This window comes from Desulfopila aestuarii DSM 18488 (assembly GCF_900143695.1).
In the GTDB taxonomy this organism is placed as follows: domain Bacteria; phylum Desulfobacterota; class Desulfobulbia; order Desulfobulbales; family Desulfocapsaceae; genus Desulfopila; species Desulfopila aestuarii.
In genome coordinates this window covers 33,114-52,768 of record NZ_FRFE01000015.1, presented here as the reverse complement: position 1 = coordinate 52,768, position 19,655 = coordinate 33,114, and the positions used below count along the sequence as shown (strand labels likewise).

The following is a 19,655-nucleotide window of genomic DNA, read 5'->3' as shown; positions in this document are numbered from 1 at the left end:
TGACCAGAATAGAGGAGTATGACTCATGTACAATAAACGAACTGTTATACCGGGACTTGCAATATTTGTCCTCTTCGTCACGCTGCCGCTCTGGTACAACGGATTATCGGCTGGCCCGATACCCAAACCTGAGTTGCCGCCTAATGGCACCAAAGAATGTGTGGCTCCCGCTTCTGAAATGCGTGACAACCACATGGTATTGTTGAACGAATGGCGAGACAGCGTCCTTCGCGAGAGCGGAAGGTCGTCTGTGTCTGTCGGCGGCAAGGAATATCCGAAGGCGCTGCAGCTGGCCTGTATGGAATGTCATTCCAACAAAGAAAAATTTTGTGACGACTGCCATACCTATGCATCCGTTAAACCATACTGCTGGGACTGCCACTTGACACCTGTCGAGGCAGCATCGAAGAAGGAGACGCACTAATGGATAATCAAAGAAGAAAATTCCTGAAGATGGCCGGTGCGACTGCACTTGCCGGAATCAGCGCCCCTGCGGTTGTCAAGTTGACAGCATCTCCTGCACTTGCTTCCTCTGCACCGGCAGGACATGGGGCCGCTACACAAGATTCTCATGCTCAGCCTGCTGCCCATGGCGAAGAGGCTCCCAAAGGCGTACGCCTCGGGCTGCTGATAGATATGCGGAAACTCTACGGCAAGCCGGAGTTGATGGACAAGGCCATCGCGGCCTGTAACAAGGTTCATAATATACCTCATTACGACGATAGGAAGAATGAGATCAAGTGGATCTGGAAGACACCGTTTGAGAATGCCTTCGTGGATCAATCCGTCTATCACTCTTCAAAAGAGACCAAGGAAAACGATTTCCTCGTTCTCTGTAATCACTGTGACGAGCCTCCCTGTGTCAGGGTTTGCCCGACGAAGGCCACTTTCCGGGATGAGAAAAACGGCATCGTGGCCATGGACTACCACCGTTGCATCGGCTGTCGGTTCTGTATGATGGGGTGCCCTTATGGTGCAAGGAGTTTCAACTGGTTCGACCCTCGCGATAATATCAAGGAATACAATCCAAAATTCCCCACCCGTATGCGCGGTGTTGTCGAGAAATGCAATTTCTGCGGAGAGCGGCTGGCAGAGGGGTTAGAACCCGCCTGTCTGGAAGCCATCAAGGAGACCGGAGCAATTGTCTTTGGAGATATCAATGATCCGAACTCCGAGATCAGCCAGGTCCTTGCCAAGGAGCATACGATCCAGAGGAATTCGTCTCTTGGAACCAAACCGTCAGTCTTTTACATAGTGTGAGGTCGTCATGATTGAAAAAGCATTGAAGGGCAACTCAGCCTACTGGATGTGGCTTGCTTTTCTGAGCGCATTCATCGCAGTCGGAGCCATCTGTTATCTGCGACAGTTTTTCATTGGTATGGGATTGACCGGTATGGGACGCGATCTTTCCTGGGGTCTCTATATCTCTCAGTTCACCTTTCTGGTTGGTGTTGCGGCGGGAGGGTTGATGCTCGTTCTGCCGTACTACATCCATAACTACAAGGTATTTGGCCGGATCACCATTCTTGGTGAATTTCTGGCAATAGCCGCCTTGATCATGTGTCTGATGTTCATTATGGCTGATATCGGTCAACCTCTGCGCGGTCTGAACATGATCCTGCATCCGACCCCCAATTCCATGCTTTTCTGGGATATGGTGGTGCTGCTCGGCTATCTCTCCTTGAACCTTATCTGTGGCTGGGTCATTCTGACTGCGGAGAAAAAACAGGTGAAGCCGCCCAAATGGGTTTATATCTTTGTCTATATATCTATACCGTTTGCCGTCTCCATCCATACCGTCACCGCTATGCTCTACTGCGGTCTGCCAGGGCGGCACTTCTGGTTGTCAGCCATTACCGCACCGCGCTTTCTTGCTTCAGCGTTTGCGGCTGGACCAGCACTGATTGTTATTTTCTGTCTTATCATGAAGCGGGTTGCCAATTTTGACGCCGGCAAAGAGGCGATCAATAAACTGACCACCATCATCATGTATGCTGCCCTGATCAACGCCTTCTTTGTCTGTCTTGAGTTCTTTGTTGGCTGGTATTCAAATATCCCCGGTCATAAACATGCGCTTGAGTACCTGTTCTTCGGGCTTGAGCACGGTGGTCATGTGTACAACAATTTAGTACCGTTCATGTGGACCTCGGTCTTCCTCTGTTTCGGCGGTTTGCTGCTGTTTGGTTACATGAAGATCGCCAAGATAGACAACGATCTGCTGGTTGGCCTCGGCTGTTTAGCAATCTTCATTGCCCTGTGGCTTGATAAAGGCCTCGGCTTTGTTTTTGGTGGTCTTGCGGTCAACCCGCTGAATGAGGTCACCGAGTACTATCCGACGGCGAACGAGATTGGTATTACGCTGGGCATCTGGGCGTTCGGATTTGCACTGGTCACTATCCTCTACAAGGTTGCGATTAAAGTAGAGCAGGAAGTTGAAGGTCATTAAGTCGTTTTTGAAATGAAAAAAGCCTCCGTGAAAGCGGAGGCTTTTTTTTGCCCTTTTGTCTCAAAAGATGTGCAAAATGTGCAAAATAGCAAACGATCAGTTGATAAATGATAGGCCAGCCAACACCAAACGAGTATTGATTGTCTATTATTCGTTTTCAGGGCAGACGCAGCTCCTTTTGCAGCGAATGGGGGCGGCAATGCGTGAGTGCGGTGTTGAAGTGGAAATCGAAAGGTTACAGCTGGTTGAGCCTATCCAGTTTCCTTTTGCCACATGGCTTCAGATGTCACGGGTCATGGTGTATTCTTTTTTCCGTTGGCGTGTGCCGATTCAACCTGTTGATCATCTACTGAATCAGGAGTGGGATCTGGTGATCCTGGCTGGCCCAACGTGGTCCTATAACCCCTCCGGTCCCATGCTGTATTTTCTTGATCAGTATGGTGCACAACTCGTAAACGGCACAAGAGTCATGCCGCTTATCTCGTGTCGGTCATATTGGCGCACCCATTACTGGGGAATCTCCCGCATTCTGAAAAAACTTGGAGCGGAGGTGATGGAGCCGATTATTTACCTGCATTCAGCAAATGAACCGTGGCGGACTATAGGGTTGTTCCTGCAGCTGGTAGGGCGACTCCCGAGGCTGGAAACTTCATGGTTCCGAAAGCGGTATCCACGTTATGGACATAGCCGCGAGCAGTGGCAGGACGCAGCAGAGCAGGGCAGGAAGATTGCGAGGATGCTGCTAGAAGAGTAGTTGTGTGTGGAAGACGCATGTGGTCTTTTACGGCCATTGCCCTTGCAGGTAGAGGTTGAAATAGAAAATGATCCATTTGGAAAAAAACATATAGGCAATACCTGCCAGGGACAGAAACGGTCCGAATGGAATTCTGGTCTGGCCCCCTTTTTTCTGCACGCTCATGGCCAAAAGGCCCACAACAGAGCCGGTCAGGGAGCTGGCAAAGACGATAAACGGCAGTGACTGCCAGCCTAAAAATGCCCCCAGCATGGCGAGGAGTTTGATATCGCCGCCTCCCATTCCATCTTGTTTGCGCCAGAGAAAATAGAGCATCGCAACCGCATAGAGGATGCCACCACCGACGACGATTCCGATTAGGGAATCGAGCCAACCGACATAGGGGTTCACGAAAGAAAACAGGAATCCGAGGACAATCCCGGGCAGACTGATGACATCCGGAATGATCTGCAGGTGAATATCGATAAAGATGACAACAAGCAGTGCGGCGGTGAAGAGAAAATAACCTGCCGTCACCAATGAAAGGCCGAATTGGTTCACCAGGGCCATCGTCAGTACAGCCATCAGCAGTTCAACAACAGGATACTGCAGAGAAATAGATGTTTTACAGTGCCGGCATTTTCCGAGTTGGACAATATAGCTGAGAACAGGTATATTCTCATACCATGCCAGCGGATGTTCGCATTTAGGGCAATGGGAGGCGGGAAATACGATAGAAGCATCCTCTCGCGGAAGCCGCAGGATTACCACATTCAGAAAACTTCCCACAATGGCACCGAAAAGTGCCGAAAATACGAGTATAAGCGGTTCTGCCGCAACCATCCGCAGCCTCATTCAAAGAAAAATCTGTCGCTGTAGACCTTAACTCCAGCCGAAAGTACTAACGTAACTATGCCACAATATCAGGAAAAAACAATAGTTACCCGTGTTGAGCAACTCTCTTGCGAAAACGTTCGCATTACATTGAAAGCTCCTGAAATAGCGAGCTGTTGCAAACCGGGTCAGTTCGTCATGATCAGAACCTCAGTTGGAAAAGACCCGCTCTTACGCAGGCCGTTCTCCATTCACCAGGCTGACGCCAGTGGCCATATCCAGATCTATTTCAAGATCGTAGGACGTGGCACAGAGATTCTTGCCCATGTTCGGGTAAACGAGGAAATCTCGGTTTTTGGTCCGTTAGGCCGGGGCTTTACCATTGATGAAAATCTCCCTACCTGCATCATCGGAGGCGGACTTGGTATAGCTCCACTGCTTTTTTTGGCCAAAGAGATCTGTAGAAGGAAAAAAAAGAACTGCGGACCAGATCTCATTATTTTGGGAGGTCGAACTCTTGATGAGGTAGAGCCTCTCGTGAACGACTTTCGAGAGGTCGGCATCAGGACGCTGGCTACCACCGATGATGGTTCATATGGCGAGAAAGGTTTTGTTACCGATGTGTTGAAAAGTGTCGAACTCGCACCCAATACCCAGGTTTATGCCTGCGGACCTGAGCCGATGATGGCGGCAATTAACGACTTCTGTCTTGCTGAAGGGTTGAGGTGCCAGGTTTCGGTCGAATCGGTTATGGCCTGTGGCATGGGTGCCTGCCTTGGCTGCAACCGACCGGTTGGTGATGGAAAATATGTGCATGTCTGTATGGACGGACCGGTTTTTGAGGCAAAGGAGCTGAAATGGAATTTGTAAAAGAAAACCATTCCGGGCCTGATCTCAGGGTTAAAATTGGCAGCCTCCATCTGGCCAACCCTGTTATGACCGCCTCCGGTACTTTCGGTTATGCTCGTGAGTTTGAGAACCTGATGAATCTGCACAGGCTTGGGGCAGTTATAGTCAAGGGTATCTCCCTTTTTCCCCGGCCCGGTAATCCACCGCCTCGTATCGTTGAGACCGCCTGCGGCATGTTAAATGCTATTGGTCTGCAGAATGTTGGTGTTGAGCGGTTCATTAAAGAGAAGATGCCGTATCTGGACGGACTCAATGTGCCGGTCATTGTCAATATCCTCGGTGGCTCGATCGAAGAGTACCGTGAAATCACTAAACGCCTTGAGGGTGTTCCCGGTGTGGCAGGAATTGAAGTAAACATATCGTGCCCGAATGTAAAGGAAGGTGGAGTTGCCTTTGGCGGTGATCCGCAGATGGCTGCAGCAGTCACTACAGCGGTAAAAGAGAGTTGTTCAGTGCCGGTTATTGTCAAACTCTCGCCAAATGTCACCGATATCGGCTTGATGGCACGGGCCGTCGAGGATGGGGGGGCGGATTCTGTCTCGCTCATCAATACCCTTATCGGCATGGCCATCAATTTGAAGACCAAACGTCCCGAGCTTGCTAATATCATTGGCGGTCTTTCCGGGCCGGCTATTAAACCGGTTGCGCTCAGGATGGTCTACGAAGTGGCGCGCTCGGTCAAAATCCCTATTATCGGTATCGGTGGTATTGAAACCGCTGAGGATGCGTTAGAATTCATGTTGGCAGGCGCTACCGCTGTACAGGTTGGGACAGCCAACTTCGTCAATCCTCGTGCCAGTGAAGAGGTTGTCGAGGGGATTAGCCGTTATGTACAAGAGGAAAAACTGCATTCTGTGCGGGAGATGATCGGCGCACTCAAGCTTGACCCTCTTCGAAATCATTAAGACGCTATGGCTATAACGGAACAGGGATTGATATGTGTAGCGATTGGCCTTGAGCGGGTTGAGGATGCACTTGCCGCCGCCAGGCAGGTTGCTGAAATGGCTGACGTCATCGAAATTCGCCTGGACGCATTGACCGTACCTGCGGTTGAGCCCTTTACCAGTGGACTTTCCAGTCGGTTGCTGTTCACCAACCGCCCGGTCTGGGAGGGTGGACAATATAACGGTACGGAAGAGGAGCGCATTGCTCTCCTGGTTCAGGCCGCCCGGCAGCAGGCCGCATTTGTCGATCTTGAACTGCTTGCACCCCAAGCCTCATTTACGCAATTGAAATCTGCTCTTAAAGGCAGCCGGACCAGGTTGATTGTCTCCAATCATAATTTTCAGACCACACCTTCACGCTCTGAGCTACTGGAGACCCTCAGTGGGATGAAAGAGCGGGGAGCGGATGTAGGTAAAATCATTACTACAGCCAATAACTATCAAGATGTCCTCAGAGTCATGCAATTGCAGGAAGATGCCGCAGCAATGGACTTGCCGCTGATCGCCTTCTGTATGGGAAGGGCCGGAGTTATTAGTCGCGTAGCTACACTTGAGCTTGGCGGGTTTATGACCTACTGCACGGTGAGCAGCGAAGAGGCAACAGCACCCGGCCAGATTCCAGTGAGTACGATGCGAGACGTTGTCCGGATGTTGTTCCCACTTTGATACTGGGAAACGAGGATATTGTAATGAGGATTGACGGCTCAACAAAAGTTTATGGGATCATCGGTAACCCGGTAAGTCACTCCAAAAGTCCGGTGATGCATAACAGCGGCTTTGTTGCGCTTGGAGAAAACCGGGTGTATATCCCGCTTCCGGTATCTGATGTCGAAGCCGGTCTGACCGGCATGCGTGGGCTTGGCCTTTGGGGTGCGAGCGTGACCATCCCACACAAGGAGGCGGTCATTTCGCTTTTGGATAAGGTCGATCCGGTTGCTTTACGGATTGGGGCAGTCAACACCATCAATGTTATCGAGACCTCCGAAGGGCGTAAGCTCCATGGTTCGAATACCGACTGGCTTGGCTCGAACAGGGCGCTGGCTGAAAAGACTGATCTGGCAGCCAAAAAGGTTGTGGTTCTTGGCGCAGGTGGATCAGCGCGGGCGATTGGTTTCGGCCTTTTGGAGGCTGGCGCGGAAGTTGTGCTCTGCAGTCGAACCGAGCAGCGCGGGCGGGCTCTTGCCGCCGATTTGGGCTGTATATGGTATTCCCTCGATCATGTAGACAACTTGTCTGGAGATATACTTGTCAACGCCACATCAGTTGGTATGCAGCCCCATGTTGACAAGACCTTGATCACCAAGAATTCTTTAGCTTGCTATACAGTGGTAATGGATATTGTCTACGCACCGCTAGCCACCCGGCTGCTGCAAGAGGCGGCAGCCATGGGCTGTATCACGGTCAACGGGCTGGAGATGTTACTTTACCAAGGCGTTGCACAGTTTGAATTATGGACAGGAAAAGAGGCACCGGTAGATGTTATGCGTAGAGCACTACTTGAGGCTACGGGCAACCTGTAACGATATTTTTTTTGTAAATAGTGCGGACAAAGGCGTACCCGGCCGCTGTCTGTGTATGGCGTTTTTGTGAGGAGAACATGATTGAGATTACCCCGGTTGGAAAATTAGATACCACCCTGGCCGTGCCGGGATCAAAAAGCCTTACCCAGCGGGCGTTGATTGCGGCTTCTCTGGCCGACGGGACCAGTCGGCTTATCGGGCCGCTTGCAAGTGAAGATACTGAGTACTCATCCGGAGCCTTAGCCCAGATGGGGATGGATATAGAAAAAGGAACCGATGCCTGGATTGTTAAAGGGCAGGGCGGCAAGATCAATCCAACTGCTGAACCTATTTTTCTCGGTAATAACGGAACTGCAACCCGGTTTTTGACTTCAGTGGCTGCTCTTGGCAACAGCCCTTATCTCATCGATGGTGACAAGCGAATGCATGAGCGGCCCATTGGCCCTTTGATGCAGGCTTTGCAGGGGTGGGGTGTCGATATCAGTTCTGTGAAAGGTACAGGTTGTCCACCGCTCTCCATCAATGCAGGAGGCTTGCAGGGTGGTGAGACGGTTCTACCTGAGGGCAAGAGTAGCCAGTATCTTAGCTCGTTGTTGCTGGTGGCCCCCTATGCTCGAAAGGCGGCGACCTTGCGCGTGGAAGGGGAGGTGTTGTCTAAACCCTATGTAGCGATGACGCTCGCGGTAATGGCGGAATTCGGCATCTGGGTCGATGCCGCAAAGGATTACAGTACTTTTACTGTCCCTCAAGGATGTTACAAAGCACGAGAATATTCTATCGAGGGCGATGCTTCCAATGCGTCATATTTCTGGGCTGCGGCTGCTGTTTGTGGTGGAAAGGTGACAGTGAGTAATGTACCGGTTCCTTCATTGCAGGGTGACGCTATGCTGGTGCCGCTGTTGGGACGAATGGGCTGTGAGGTGACCCGTGAAGGTAATGGTATTACTGTCGCGGCCTCACGCCCGCTGGAGGGCATTACCGTTGATATGGGCGACATGCCTGATGTGGTGCCGACGCTGGCTGTTGTTGCTGCCTTTGCCGAAGGAGTGACGAAAATCACCAATATTGCCCACCTGCGAATCAAAGAGTGTGACCGACTGAGTGCGGTTGTCACGGAATTGACCAAGATGGGCGCCAAGGTTGAGGAGTTTCCTGACGCTATGATTATCCATGGCGATAGCGGCAGAGGAATCCATGGCGCAGAGATCGAGACATACAAGGATCATCGAATGGCCATGTGTTTTGCTGTAGCCGGACTGCGGGTTCCCGGTGTACGCATCACTGGTGAGGGATGTGTTGCCAAGTCCTTCCCCGATTTCTGGGAGCGTTTTGCTCTGCTGAAATAGTGGGTCTGGGTCGGGGGGGCAATGGAACGAAAGGGGCTTTTGCTTGTATGGCAAAGCCCCTTTCGTGTTTTTTACATGTTTTCTTCGTGTGTATTGTGTCTTTGGGTCAGTAAGGTAATACTGCCATGATCTCTATCATTTTTTCACAAAGAAATACAGGCGGCCTGCTTGTTTCATGTTGCCTGCCGCAATTTCGGCAAACGGACCATTGCCCCAGAACAGGTCTACCCTGCCGGGCCCTTTGATTGCGGCGCCACTGTCTTGAGGCAGGACAAAGCGCCTGCTGATCTGCCAATCGACTATTATCCCTTGCTTGTTGATGACCGGGATCGATGTTTCCAGCCAGCCAAAAAGAGTGTCCGGTAAGGCTTTTCGGTCGATGGCAATGGACCGGCCTGCGGTCAGAGGTCGGCCGAGACTGCCTTTGGGTGGCTCATCGCTACCCCAACGGAAAAAGATATAGCGTGGGTTCTGGTTGAGCACTCGCTGTTCATCCTCAGGGTGCTGTTCGAGGTAACGGCGGATGGCTGGAATCGAACTTTGTTGCAGTGTCAGCTTGCCTTCATCAACCAGTAGCTTTCCGATACTTTTGTAGTCATGACCGTTGTGAGCACTAAACCGTACTGATCGCTCACTGTTGTCAGGGAGCAGCACCCTGCCGGACCCCTGGACATGCAGCAGGAACGCATCCAGCGGATCCTTGAGGTAGACCAGTTCGTTCCCCTTGAGTGGTTGATTTGCACTGTCAATTTCTGCCCGGGTCCAGAAAGGGCGGAGTTTGCCGTCGTTGCCGATTCTTCCCACTTTCTTTTTCCCGGTTTTGGGATCTTTCGTGGTGATCAGAGATTTCGGTGCCCTATAGAGAGGATAGATATAGGGCGGTCGTCGTTTGAGGCTACCGGCAATGAGTGGCTCGTAATAACCGGTGACGAGCATTTCGCCATTGCGGCTCCGCCGGCCTTCCGCTTGAATGACGGTGAAATTTTTTCGTAGTTGTTCGCTGAATGCTTCCTGCCCGAGGTCCTGTTCAAGCAGATCGATAAATGATTCCATGGAATCGAGCAGGCGATCGCGTGAATAACGGGTGCCGTTGATGTTCGTTTGATGGGATTTCGGTAGTTTTGCCAGATAGCCGGTGTGGATGCGCGCACATTCGAGAAGGTTCGCCCGGTCGCCATCGTCTAGAAAGATCGGGAGGTCATCATCCGGTTCTATTGCCTGGATGTATGGCTGTGACATGGCGCAGCCGGCCAGCAGTAGAATCGTCAGCAGTTGAGTCAGAAGATTGCAGCGAAAAGAGAAAATCATGACCATTCCGGTCTTGAAATGGTAAAGGAGACCGGTGGGGTGCTGGTAACGTAACATCTTCAGGGGTAAATCGTGTTGAAGGCAGCTAAAAAGTCTTCAATCTGGTCGGCAGGCATATAGTTAATACCGGCAGAGGCGGCCCGTCCGCCGCCTGACGGAAATTTCTTACAGAGAGTGGCTGCATCGCGACGATCATTTAACGGCGCGCGAACACTAATACGCAGAGTGCCGTCTCGATTCTCAGTGATCAATGCATGGGCGGAGTCGGCCTTTTCCCTGGCTTTCAGGTTTGCGAAAACACCGGCCACCCGGCGGCCCCAGGGAGCATCTGGAAAAAAGTACACCCTGTTCTTGCCTTTATTGGGATATTCGGCGACAGCGAGCGCCAGCTCCATGTCTTCTTGAAATCCTTTGCGAAGCTGGACGAGTTCCGATGATTCCTGAAAAAATAATAGAGGATTAGCAAAAGGGACCACAGCATCATAGAGTTCAAGCGGGTGAAAATGCAGGTCGTCGATCGTTGCGCCATAGCCATTATAGTTGAGCAACTCACCAATCTCTCGTAGCTGGTCTGTTTCGGTTTCGCTCAAAGAGCATGAGGCGGCAATTTTTCTGGCCTTGGTATGCAGGTTGTCGCCAAAAGCTCCGCAGATTGCCCAGCGCGCATACTTGCCCTTTAATGCTTCGTTCACGAGCAGTGAAGTGCACGTGTCGGCTGAAAGAACAATACTGGCCGTGAGGAGATCGGTTTTCGGGATGGGATCGGCGCTATGGTGGTCGAAATAAGTGATAGTATTGTTGCGGGCCAGAAGCTGCAAAAGCGGCTCCCGGTTGCTGTCAAGTGAGACATCAAGAACTGTCAAGGTCGCATCGCAGATTGAGGCGAGCTCCGGGCGCCCAAGCAACACTATGTCTCGTTTTACACCGCTGATTCGGGTTGCGTCGGGCCGGGGATCCGCAAGCCGCAATTGATGCAGGGCACAGATGCCGTCTGCATCGCCATTGAATATATCGTAATGCATGTTGTGTTGTTCCATTGGCAGAATCATTTGGGCCATCACAGGCCGGTACCGAGTGAGCCACCAATGTTGGCAAGGTTGAAGATAATCATATACCGCGTATCTGACGGGGTGTACTCCGTCTGGAATTCAACAGACCAACAGGGCGCAGTGTACAGTAGAGCAAGTTTCGCATCGTTGGTCTCATCTTCAGCTATTGAATGCTCTACTTCGATTCGTGTGTACCATTGTGGCAGCAACCTGGCGCGGGTGGTGAAGTTTATCTGGTCGATTTTGCTCGAAACCTCATCGGTGTTATTATAGCTGTAGTCGATGGAGAAATAATCACCACGTGAGTTGGTGTAAGCACCTAAAAAGCTGTGAAGAACAAAGCCTTCTCCATATACGTTGTAGTCGGTCTCGTATTCGACAAACAATTTAGGGATAGGGATGAGGCGTAACCGGAGATTGACCTCGGTGAAATCATCTTCAGCATCACTCAATAAATCATAGCCCTGGGATATCTTTACATAACCGATGTCTCGCTCAACATCGTTGAACATGCCGCTGAAAAAGTTGTCAAAGCCATAGGTGATAAGGCTTTCATCATCGATCCTGTCAACACTGTCGAAATCGGGCAGGTCATCCTGATCGACATCGGGAATATAGTTATATCGAACGTAGGGGCGCAACCGGTGATCGAGGCTGTCTCCATCTGAGAAACCAAATGTTCGCATCAGGGGACTGGCAACTTCCAGCTCAAAATCGCCGAGGAATCGATTCTGGGTGTCGTCATTGTCCCAGACCCCGTCACCATATGTCTCGACCTTGTAAAAAGTATTCCGCACTCCCGCTTCAGCTCTTGATTCCAGGTAGGGCGAAAGGGGAATGGATGTGCTGAGACTCGGATGGAGATCGATGCGGTTACCTCCTATGCCGTCTTCTCGCCAATAGTTGACATAGTCGGTGACCCAGTTGAACGAAAAGCTGCTTGAACCGATAGGGCGAACACCAGAGAAGTTTACTTGCGGCAGGGTCCAGAGCGGGTCTTCCTGACTTGCTTTTTTGGCATCGGTGCGTACATCGTTATAACCTAATAGATTGGCCTGCAGTGACATGCCATCCCAGCTTTTTAAAGCTGTCATGAGGTTCTGGCGGGTATCTTCGGTCTTGTTGTCAAACCCTCTGCCGAAGTCGTGCAGGTAACGGTCATCGCTCTTGGAAAAGCCGGTATAACCGCTGTTGAATTCAGTGAGATAGTCGCGATCGGAGACGATGTCGATATCGAGACGGGTCTGCCAGTCGGCGATATCCTGGTCAGCCTTGCCTCGAACCCAGTAGCGGTCGCTGTTGGTGTGAGTGAAATCGGTGTCCTTGTAGTAACTGGAGTTGAGGTCACCATCGGAAAGACTGTCATCAAGATAGCTGGCCGTAAATGTCCCCCGTGATGTTTCATCGAGGACGTAACGAAATTCGGCTCCTGGCATAAATCCCCGGTCAACATAAAACTCAGGGAAAATGGTAACATCCATGGAATCCGAGAGATTCCAGAAGAAGGGGAGGTTTGCCCCGAAACCACCGGTGCTCGATTGGTGAATCTCAGGCAGGAGCAGACCGGACTGGCGGGTATTTTTCACCGGTATGATCATGTATGGGGAATAGAAAACAGGAACACCCTTGATGTTGAAGGTCGCATGCTTCATGACCGCGTAACCACCTTCGGTGACTGTAGTATCGGCACTGGCGATGCTCCAGGGTGGTGTTTTGCCGGTTTCAACTTTACAGGTGACGGCCCAGCCATCGACAACATGATAGGTGGTCAGGCCTGTCTTTTCGATGGTCTTGCCCTCAAGATGGAGCTTATCTTCTTTGTGGATAATGACGGCATCGGTGAAGGAGCCGGTCTCGGTGTTCATGTCTACCCTGGCACCGTCAGCCATCAATGTGTCGTCTTTACCGACAATTTTGACATTACCCCTGGCTTTGATCAGCTTTTGATCCACATCGTAACTGAGCCAGTCGGCTTCGATTACCACATCTGTCCGATACCTGTCTTCGCTTATCTGTTCATCGACCTGGCCTGCGGTGATGTCTTTTGGAGGTTCAGTTTCGCCGAGGAGGCTGGCCCACTGCGATTGCTGTTCTGCAGATGGTTTGACTCTCGGTGGAAGTTTAACCCGCTTTTCAAGAACTATGCTACCTTCGGCAACGATACTGCTGGGGTTGTCATAGCGGATTATCCGGTCCGCGGTAATATTCCATTCGGAGGTGGCAACCGACTCAGCCCTGCAAACTATGGCTGAACCAATCAGCGACATGAGAACAAAGGAGGTGCAAAGATATTTAGTCGATTGGGTAAAAAGCCGGGTAGACCGACATTCAATTTCTGTAACTCGATGAATTGCCGTGCTCGGCGCGCAGGCGTTTCGACTTTTAGCGAGTTTTTGGAATTTTGTTCCTGTGCGTTGTCCCGGGCAGGATGTCACGGTTTGCTCCTTGGTTCATACCCGCAAACGATTAAACAAAAGCTTTGCGGGTGTTGGTCAATATATATTGCTCTGCAGCATCCTCAAAGAATGGATAACCGGCAGATATTGGTCTCTGATTCAAGGTGTTGAGTCTACGTTTCTCCACGGTCAGTGTCAAGTTTAAAGTCGGAGAAATCCCTTGATTATGAAGGGAAATTGTCTTATTTTCACGAAGGTACTCATCCTCTGGAACGTTTTAGGACGTGTTTTGGGAAAGCATCTTTTTCTGTGGTGATTTCTGATGCACATCATACTCCGTTGTTGCATTGTTGGGGGATGAAAGAGTATTATCTATACCTCTCTAACTGAGAAGGTTCCCCGTGAGGGTGAACAATGAAAAATGAGAAATCTCTCGGCAATATTCTTGCTGCTTGGGCTCGAGGAGTGGGCCTGACAAGAAGTTACCGAAAGTATAGAAGTACCACCGGGAGCGAATAAGGGTGCAGGTGACGGCAGGATGGTCCCCGCTCTCCCGGGAGGAGCAAAGAGCTCCTCAAATTTTTAAATTTGGAGGCAGGTTGTACCTGTCACGTCGATTCCTTTCCAAACTCCTCTGGTATCACCACAACGGTGACAACCAGCGGATCAAGTATGTAACGTATTAATTGTGCTGGTTATCCTGATAACTCGATCTGTGTGATGTGTCCATCCCGCAGCGGGGCTTTAGGGGAAAATACTTGCACATTTGAGACGCTTCGCTTGAATGACGTGACCGGATGATCGCCGGAAGACGTGGCTTTGTTGGCTTACCACCGGAGCTGCGAAGAAAAAAGTGTTCTGCAATTGTTGCTTCAACGGAGGAGATCCTCGTCTGTTTGAGGTGCAGTTTCAGGAAATGTTAGTGGAGTGTTGCTGCCGTATTGGGCAGTTCTGCTCTACTTAAAGGAAACTCATGGTAGAAGAAAAGAAGAACGAAGAAAAAAAAGCGAGTGCAACCAAAAAAGCAACAACAGGCGCCTGGTGGAAAAGTACAGTTGCCGAGGAGCAAGTAGAGCAAACCTCGCTACCTTCTCAACAGGTGTCAGCTGAACCAGCTGAAAAGACCCAAGCTGAACCCGCGGCGAAAAAAACACCCCGTAAGCGAACGCCCAAAAAGAGCACGGCAAAGAGTGATGAGGTACTGGCGGAGACTCCGTCTGATGACGCCGTAGCGACTTCTCCAAAACCGCGAAAGCGAGCCCCGCGTAAAAAGAAAGCAGTTGTTGAGTCTGATACGGCTAGCAGTACAGCTACAGCGCCAGAAACTGATAGTGGTGTTGATAATACCGCTGTTGTCGGGATTAAGGAGACTCCTAACGGCGAAGTTGCTCTATCTGTCGAACAGCCGAAAGAAACTGCGCCATCCTCGATGTCGGAGGCTAAACCACAAGAGGGGACGGAAGGCGCACCGGATCCAGCGGCTGTTCCGAAGAAACCAGCAAGAAAGCGACCAGCTCGCAAGAAAAAGCCTGTCGCAGAAGCTGCTCCCGCGGTGGCAGCAGAGACTACCGCTGAAGCAGCGACCACTGCCGTTGCCGAAGAATCTGATATCATCGCTCCGAGTGAAGGAGACGCTGACGGAAACCGGACAGAAGAAGAACAGTCTGAGAAGCCGAAACGTCCATCAAGAAAGCGCCCCAACCGCAGGAAGAAAAATAGTGTTGCGGCAGCTGCAGAAACAACCCCTGTCGAAACTTCGCCTGACCATGTTGTTGAAACCTCCTCGGCTCAGGAGGAGGTGGCTGAAGTTACTGTTGACGAAGAGGGCACCGGTGAGGGTGCAACAGAGGATGGTGGCCAGGAACGAAAAAAACGTCGTTCCTCAAGTCGCAGATCGCGGGGGCGTCGGAAGAAGAATCCTCAACCGCAGGCCGAAACTCCTGCACCGCTTGAAGCAGAAGAGCCCGTTGAAGACGAAGATGAGTATCTCGATATTGAGGACGATGACGATTTCGACGATGATGACGATTTCGATGAGCGTCCAGGTCGCACCCAGCGTGAGGCCGATCGGTCCGAAATGGGGGGTGACGCGAGTGGTGTAGAAATCCCCGAGCTGCCAGATGACGAGCCGGAGGATGAAAAGGAAAATGTTGTACTCAAGCTCCTGATCAATGCCGAGGAGCCCGAAGAGTGCCGTTTGGCGCTCTTGGCCAACGGCAGGCTTGAGTCTATTCACGTTTCCACCATCAACCGTGCCCAGACCAAGAACAATATCTACAAAGCGCGAATTGTGGCCATCGAGCCTAACCTGCAGGCGGCCTTCGTAGATTACGGTACCGAGAAAAACGGTTTTCTGCCTTTCAGTGAGATTCATCCCGAATATTATAAAGAGGATCTGAGCGAAGAAATTCGTCGCCATGTGGAGAATCACCACTGGAAAAAACTGAGTATTATTGATGTGGTGGATAAGGGCCAGGATGTGATGGTCCAGGTGGTGAAGGAAGAGGTTGGCAAAAAAGGCGCGAACATGACCACTTACCTCTCTCTGCCGGGACGAAGTGTTGTACTCATGCCAGGTTCCGACTCATCCGGCATCAGCCGAAAGATCTCCGGTGAGGAACGCCGTGCGCAACTGCGTACTGCAATGAATTCATTGGGGATTCCGGAAGGTATTGGCTGGATTGTTCGGACTGCCAGCGCCGATATCACCAAATCTGCCTTAGCTCGCGACGTAGGCTATCTGCTGCGTCTCTGGGAGGAGATCAAGAAAAAAGCCCAGGACATGGACGGGGTGGGACAGGTGTATGAAGACCACCAGTCTGTCCTGCGATTCTTGCGTGAGCATTTTGATCCCGCCATCGAGGAAATTCTGGTGGATGATGAAGGTGCCATGGAGCAGGTTCAGGAATTCATTTCTTATCTGCCGTCGAAACAGCGTGATGTGAAAGTTCGCCTGCATAAGGGCTCACGGCCTATTTTCAACCAGTTTAGTGTCGAGGACCAGATTGAATCGATCTATCAGCCAAGGGTTGCTCTGCCCTCCGGAGGTTCGATAATTATTGAGCCGACCGAGGCCTTGGTGTCAATTGACGTTAACTCCGGTTCGACTAGCAAGGGTAAAAATTTCGATCAGTCCATCTACCAGGCCAACCTGGAGGCGGCCAGTGAACTTGCCCGTCAATTGCGATTGCGCGATCTTGGCGGCCTGATCATCGTCGACTTTATCGATATGCGGAACAAGAAGCATATCCGTGACGTGGAACGGATGGTGAAACAGTCGATGCGAAGAGACAAGGCCAAAGTCGACTTTACCCGGATCTCAAAATTTGGCTTGATGCAGATCTCCCGCCAAAAACTCGGCTCGCCAATTGAGGCTGGGAACTATCGTGTCTGTCAGCATTGCAAGGGCAGGGGGACGGTCCGTTCAGTGGAGACCTTGGCACTCTTTTATTTGCGACGAATCCAGACCGGTGCCAGCCGTAAACATATTGGTCGGGTGGAATGCCGTTTCCCGTTGGACGTTGCACAATATCTACTTAATAAGAAGCGCCATGAGATCCAGGAGCATGAAACACGCTATGATACCGAGATCGTGATCCTTGCCGATCCTGCCATGGGTCCGACGGAGCATGAAATCTTGCTGCAGAAAGCGGAAAAAGAAGTAAACGATAAAAAACAGGGTTGATGTCTCAGATAAACTGGGGTATATAGTCACCACTTTTGACGCACCAGTAGCTCAGCTGGATAGAGCAACGGACTACGAATCCGTAGGTCGGGCGTTCGAATCGCTCCTGGTGTACCAGTAGATTCAAGGGGTTAGGCCAATTTGGTCTAACCCCTTTTTTCTTTCCTCCGGTCGCCCTCCGGTACTTTGAATTTCGTTGCTTGACGTTATTAGGATTTCGCCGCTTCGAATTCGAGTCGAATTGCTGCAACCTGCGAAACCCTATAGACCCGCCTGAAATAGGCCCTGTTAGCGTTTTAATGAAGAAATGACGTGTCGAACGAGGTTAGTCTCGCAAGACAATGATTCTCTCATAACGGCTGCCTTATGTATGCCTCCGAAAACTCATTCTACATAACCTTATACCCAGTAATAATCTTAAAGGTTCGGGCACCTGGGCGTTCACTTGACCTGGCAGACCCGCATCCGTTATTGTAACGCAGGCGGTTTTTTCCATTACACGGTAAATCATGACATCTGAGGGGGCTCTATACATGATAGTGTGACCCGATTTTTCCCCTCCTCCTTACTCCGGTAGCACGCAGTGTCCGCAAGGCGCATGAGTTGTGAAAACGAAACATTATTGTCCTGACTGAAGGCGATCCCAATGCTGGCTGAAAGGCCGGTGTAGGCATGTTCGTCTGGAAATGTGAGCGCATTTACCTCCCGAATAATATTTTGTGCTATTTTTTCGACTTCTTTCGTGTCGTCAAGAAAAAGGAACGTCACGAACTCATCTCCACCCAGACGTGCAACGATATCATCCTGGCGAACTGATCGTAGCATAATGTCAGCAACTTGTTTCAATGCCTCGTCTCCTGCCTGGTGACCAAGTGTGTCGTTTAGCGGTTTGAAGTTGTCGAGATCCAGAAAGAGCATGGCTACGCCGTGATGTGTCAAGGGTAGATGAATTTCGAATTGATTCTCAAATTCCTCTCGATTGAAAAGGCCGACAAGGTTGTCATGAGTTGCTCGATAATGCATGGAGTAGGTCAATTTAAAGTTTTCCTTCAGAGTCTTGTGGGTCTGGCGGCCAACCCGCCCCATGACTAAAACAAAAAACACAAACATTATGGAAAGTGCAGAGTAGGTGGGCTTTCCATAGGATACAAGTTTCAGTATTGAAAGGATGCATGACGGATACATAAAAAGTTGGAACGTGAATAAATCGACAGAATGTGTGCCGGAAGCCGCTGCTGTCAGGCCAACAATAGAAAAGAAGATCAGAAGTTGGTATTCTGCCGGGATACCTTCAAAAAACAACCACATTGCCAGGCCGTTTAACATCCCTGAAGCAAAGGTCATTATGCGATAGCTATTGAGCCAGAACTTCAAGAGGTGACTTTCCTTCCTTTTCTGATATCCCCACCACAATATCAATCTGAAAATGCCAATCACAATGCCCGAGACTGACCAGGGCAGCAATGTTTGCAGAGCGACTTGAGACGAGAGTGCGTATGCGAGAATCAACACAACGGCAAGACTACCGATTGCGGAGGGTGGTGCATTGCCATAAAGAAAGTCTAAGGTATGCTCTGCATTCCAACGATTGAGTTCTTCATTTCGAGATTTCGATTCTGTCGCCATTGGTGATTATCAGGCATCCTTTTGGTTGGAAATTGATGAAAAAAATATCACAGGGGCTTTAGAACTGCTGATTTCTATCTAAATAATGAATGGTCCGGCTCGTCATCAGCTTTGACCATACTGACAAAGTGATACGCATATCGACTAAAATAGATGATATGGGCTCACCTACAAAAGTGAAAGGGAAAAACGGTGCGCCAGATTTCTGCAGTGCAGTGTGTCGAGATAAATAGTTGCTTCTCTTTTCGGGGGCATCGGTCAATCGGTGTATCAGTTCCAGAGATGGCTCTGTTTTGTTTGTGGTAACTGGTAAGCATGGTTGAACAACTGATGATTGACTTTCCAGTGGCTGCCATGGAGAAAAAGACCTACGACGACAAGATCATCTTACACAGTAGAGGTCAGGGCTTACGATGCAATAAAAGGTAATCGCCCACTGAAAATATGCTTTGCTATGTCGCGTAATATGCTCATTTATATTGATATGATAGTGACAACCATTTAGGGTGGCCTTGTAAAGACGTTCGTCGCTGATCAACCCTCATAACGGAGAATTTTATGACACTCACAAAAACTGATATAGTACGAGAAGTCTTCATGCGCCATGATGACATAACCAAGGCTCAGGCTAGCAACGCATTGGAGTCCTTCCTGAACCTTGCTAAGGCTGTCTTAATCAGTGGTGACGATCTGCTGCTGAGTGGCTTTGGGAAATTTAATGTAAGAAACAAAAAGGAGAGAAAAGGGCGCAACCCTCAGACTGGAAGCGAGCTCATGCTGAGTTCAAGAAGGGTTGTCACTTTCTGTCCATCCGGAATTTTGCGTGCTAAAGTAAATGAACAATGAGACAATTCTGCCA

The 19,655-nt window shown here is 50.4% G+C and carries 16 protein-coding genes and 1 tRNA gene; 12 read left to right on the top strand and 5 right to left on the bottom strand.

Features of this window, described 5'->3' with window-relative positions:
* Nucleotides 1-25 precede the first annotated feature (25 nt).
* The 4 genes from dsrJ (at nucleotide 26) to BUF15_RS14925 (ending at nucleotide 3,200) form a co-directional block, all read left to right on the top strand.
* Nucleotides 26-424 carry a sulfate reduction electron transfer complex DsrMKJOP subunit DsrJ gene (gene dsrJ / locus BUF15_RS14940; RefSeq protein WP_073614440.1) on the top strand — a complete coding sequence of 133 codons (399 nt, stop codon included), beginning with the start codon at nucleotides 26-28 and terminating at the stop codon, nucleotides 422-424.
* The gene (gene dsrO, locus BUF15_RS14935; RefSeq protein ID WP_073614439.1) at nucleotides 424-1,260 is read left to right on the top strand and encodes a sulfate reduction electron transfer complex DsrMKJOP subunit DsrO; all 837 of its coding nucleotides are present in this window, start codon (nucleotides 424-426) and stop codon (nucleotides 1,258-1,260) included. Before dsrJ ends, dsrO begins: the two co-directional genes overlap by 1 nt.
* Nucleotides 1,261-1,267: 7 nt before the next feature.
* Complete coding sequence (gene dsrP, locus BUF15_RS14930) at nucleotides 1,268-2,446, top strand: sulfate reduction electron transfer complex DsrMKJOP subunit DsrP (RefSeq protein WP_073614438.1); 1,179 nt, start codon at nucleotides 1,268-1,270, stop codon at nucleotides 2,444-2,446.
* A gap of 76 nt (nucleotides 2,447-2,522) precedes the next feature.
* Nucleotides 2,523-3,200, top strand: a complete 678-nt coding sequence (locus BUF15_RS14925) for a flavodoxin family protein (protein ID WP_073614437.1) — start codon at nucleotides 2,523-2,525, stop codon at nucleotides 3,198-3,200.
* A gap of 27 nt (nucleotides 3,201-3,227) precedes the next feature.
* Here BUF15_RS14925 and BUF15_RS14920 read toward each other — a convergent pair whose 3' ends face one another.
* Complete coding sequence (locus BUF15_RS14920) at nucleotides 3,228-4,022, bottom strand: prepilin peptidase (protein ID WP_073614436.1); 795 nt, start codon at nucleotides 4,020-4,022, stop codon at nucleotides 3,228-3,230.
* 69 nt (nucleotides 4,023-4,091) lie between these two features.
* On the opposite strand from BUF15_RS14920, the gene BUF15_RS14915 reads away from it, so the two are divergent.
* From BUF15_RS14915 to aroA, 5 genes are all read left to right on the top strand, one after another.
* Nucleotides 4,092-4,883, top strand: coding sequence for a dihydroorotate dehydrogenase electron transfer subunit (locus BUF15_RS14915; RefSeq protein WP_073614435.1), 792 nt, complete (start codon nucleotides 4,092-4,094; stop codon nucleotides 4,881-4,883).
* Nucleotides 4,871-5,827 (top strand): dihydroorotate dehydrogenase, encoded by a 957-nt coding sequence (locus tag BUF15_RS14910; protein WP_073614434.1) that lies wholly within the window; start codon nucleotides 4,871-4,873, stop codon nucleotides 5,825-5,827. The genes BUF15_RS14915 and BUF15_RS14910 overlap by 13 nt, the downstream gene beginning before the upstream one ends.
* A 6-nt stretch (nucleotides 5,828-5,833) precedes the next feature.
* Nucleotides 5,834-6,532, top strand: a complete 699-nt coding sequence (aroD, locus tag BUF15_RS14905; protein ID WP_073614433.1) for a type I 3-dehydroquinate dehydratase — start codon at nucleotides 5,834-5,836, stop codon at nucleotides 6,530-6,532.
* 23 nt (nucleotides 6,533-6,555) lie between these two features.
* Nucleotides 6,556-7,386, top strand: a complete 831-nt coding sequence (locus BUF15_RS14900) for a shikimate dehydrogenase (RefSeq protein WP_073614432.1) — start codon at nucleotides 6,556-6,558, stop codon at nucleotides 7,384-7,386.
* 77 nt (nucleotides 7,387-7,463) lie between these two features.
* A complete protein-coding gene (aroA, locus tag BUF15_RS14895) occupies nucleotides 7,464-8,732 on the top strand; it encodes a 3-phosphoshikimate 1-carboxyvinyltransferase (RefSeq protein ID WP_073614431.1) in 1,269 nt (422 codons plus the stop codon).
* Between the two features lie 135 nt (nucleotides 8,733-8,867).
* On the opposite strand, the gene mltA is transcribed toward aroA, so the two are convergent.
* From mltA to BUF15_RS14880, 3 genes are read right to left on the bottom strand one after another with little or no spacing between them, the layout of a single operon-like run.
* Nucleotides 8,868-10,097 carry a murein transglycosylase A gene (mltA, locus tag BUF15_RS14890; RefSeq protein WP_073614430.1) on the bottom strand — a complete coding sequence of 410 codons (1,230 nt, stop codon included), beginning with the start codon at nucleotides 10,095-10,097 and terminating at the stop codon, nucleotides 8,868-8,870.
* Between the two features lie 2 nt (nucleotides 10,098-10,099).
* Complete coding sequence (locus tag BUF15_RS14885; protein WP_073614429.1) at nucleotides 10,100-11,062, bottom strand: DHH family phosphoesterase; 963 nt, start codon at nucleotides 11,060-11,062, stop codon at nucleotides 10,100-10,102.
* A gap of 35 nt (nucleotides 11,063-11,097) precedes the next feature.
* Nucleotides 11,098-13,524, bottom strand: a complete 2,427-nt coding sequence (locus tag BUF15_RS14880) for an LPS-assembly protein LptD (protein WP_073614427.1) — start codon at nucleotides 13,522-13,524, stop codon at nucleotides 11,098-11,100.
* 934 nt (nucleotides 13,525-14,458) lie between these two features.
* Here BUF15_RS14880 and BUF15_RS14875 point away from each other — a divergent pair.
* Both BUF15_RS14875 and BUF15_RS14870 read left to right on the top strand, forming a co-directional pair.
* The gene (locus BUF15_RS14875) at nucleotides 14,459-17,170 is read left to right on the top strand and encodes an Rne/Rng family ribonuclease (RefSeq protein WP_073614425.1); all 2,712 of its coding nucleotides are present in this window, start codon (nucleotides 14,459-14,461) and stop codon (nucleotides 17,168-17,170) included.
* Nucleotides 17,171-17,210: 40 nt separating this feature from the next.
* Nucleotides 17,211-17,287: transfer RNA gene (locus BUF15_RS14870), tRNA-Arg, on the top strand.
* 390 nt (nucleotides 17,288-17,677) lie between these two features.
* Here the strand turns inward: BUF15_RS14870 and BUF15_RS14865 are convergent.
* Nucleotides 17,678-18,796, bottom strand: coding sequence for a GGDEF domain-containing protein (locus tag BUF15_RS14865; RefSeq protein WP_073614423.1), 1,119 nt, complete (start codon nucleotides 18,794-18,796; stop codon nucleotides 17,678-17,680).
* 558 nt (nucleotides 18,797-19,354) lie between these two features.
* On the opposite strand from BUF15_RS14865, the gene BUF15_RS14860 reads away from it, so the two are divergent.
* Nucleotides 19,355-19,642, top strand: coding sequence for an integration host factor subunit alpha (locus tag BUF15_RS14860; protein WP_073614421.1), 288 nt, complete (start codon nucleotides 19,355-19,357; stop codon nucleotides 19,640-19,642).
* Nucleotides 19,643-19,655 lie beyond the last annotated feature (13 nt).

Excerpts from the sequence above, each read along its gene's own strand:
- dsrJ (WP_073614440.1), top strand. The coding sequence starts at position 26 with ATGTACAATAAACGAACTGTTATACCGGGACTTGCAATATTTGTCCTC.
- dsrO (WP_073614439.1), top strand. The coding sequence starts at position 424 with ATGGATAATCAAAGAAGAAAATTCCTGAAGATGGCCGGTGCGACTGCA.
- dsrP (WP_073614438.1), top strand. The coding sequence starts at position 1,268 with ATGATTGAAAAAGCATTGAAGGGCAACTCAGCCTACTGGATGTGGCTT.
- BUF15_RS14925 (WP_073614437.1), top strand. The coding sequence starts at position 2,523 with ATGTGCAAAATAGCAAACGATCAGTTGATAAATGATAGGCCAGCCAAC.
- BUF15_RS14920 (WP_073614436.1), bottom strand. The coding sequence starts at position 4,022 with ATGGTTGCGGCAGAACCGCTTATACTCGTATTTTCGGCACTTTTCGGT.
- BUF15_RS14915 (WP_073614435.1), top strand. The coding sequence starts at position 4,092 with ATGCCACAATATCAGGAAAAAACAATAGTTACCCGTGTTGAGCAACTC.
- BUF15_RS14910 (WP_073614434.1), top strand. The coding sequence starts at position 4,871 with ATGGAATTTGTAAAAGAAAACCATTCCGGGCCTGATCTCAGGGTTAAA.
- aroD (WP_073614433.1), top strand. The coding sequence starts at position 5,834 with ATGGCTATAACGGAACAGGGATTGATATGTGTAGCGATTGGCCTTGAG.
- BUF15_RS14900 (WP_073614432.1), top strand. The coding sequence starts at position 6,556 with ATGAGGATTGACGGCTCAACAAAAGTTTATGGGATCATCGGTAACCCG.
- aroA (WP_073614431.1), top strand. The coding sequence starts at position 7,464 with ATGATTGAGATTACCCCGGTTGGAAAATTAGATACCACCCTGGCCGTG.
- mltA (WP_073614430.1), bottom strand. The coding sequence starts at position 10,097 with ATGTTACGTTACCAGCACCCCACCGGTCTCCTTTACCATTTCAAGACC.
- BUF15_RS14885 (WP_073614429.1), bottom strand. The coding sequence starts at position 11,062 with ATGCATTACGATATATTCAATGGCGATGCAGACGGCATCTGTGCCCTG.
- BUF15_RS14875 (WP_073614425.1), top strand. The coding sequence starts at position 14,459 with ATGGTAGAAGAAAAGAAGAACGAAGAAAAAAAAGCGAGTGCAACCAAA.
- BUF15_RS14865 (WP_073614423.1), bottom strand. The coding sequence starts at position 18,796 with ATGGCGACAGAATCGAAATCTCGAAATGAAGAACTCAATCGTTGGAAT.
- BUF15_RS14860 (WP_073614421.1), top strand. The coding sequence starts at position 19,355 with ATGACACTCACAAAAACTGATATAGTACGAGAAGTCTTCATGCGCCAT.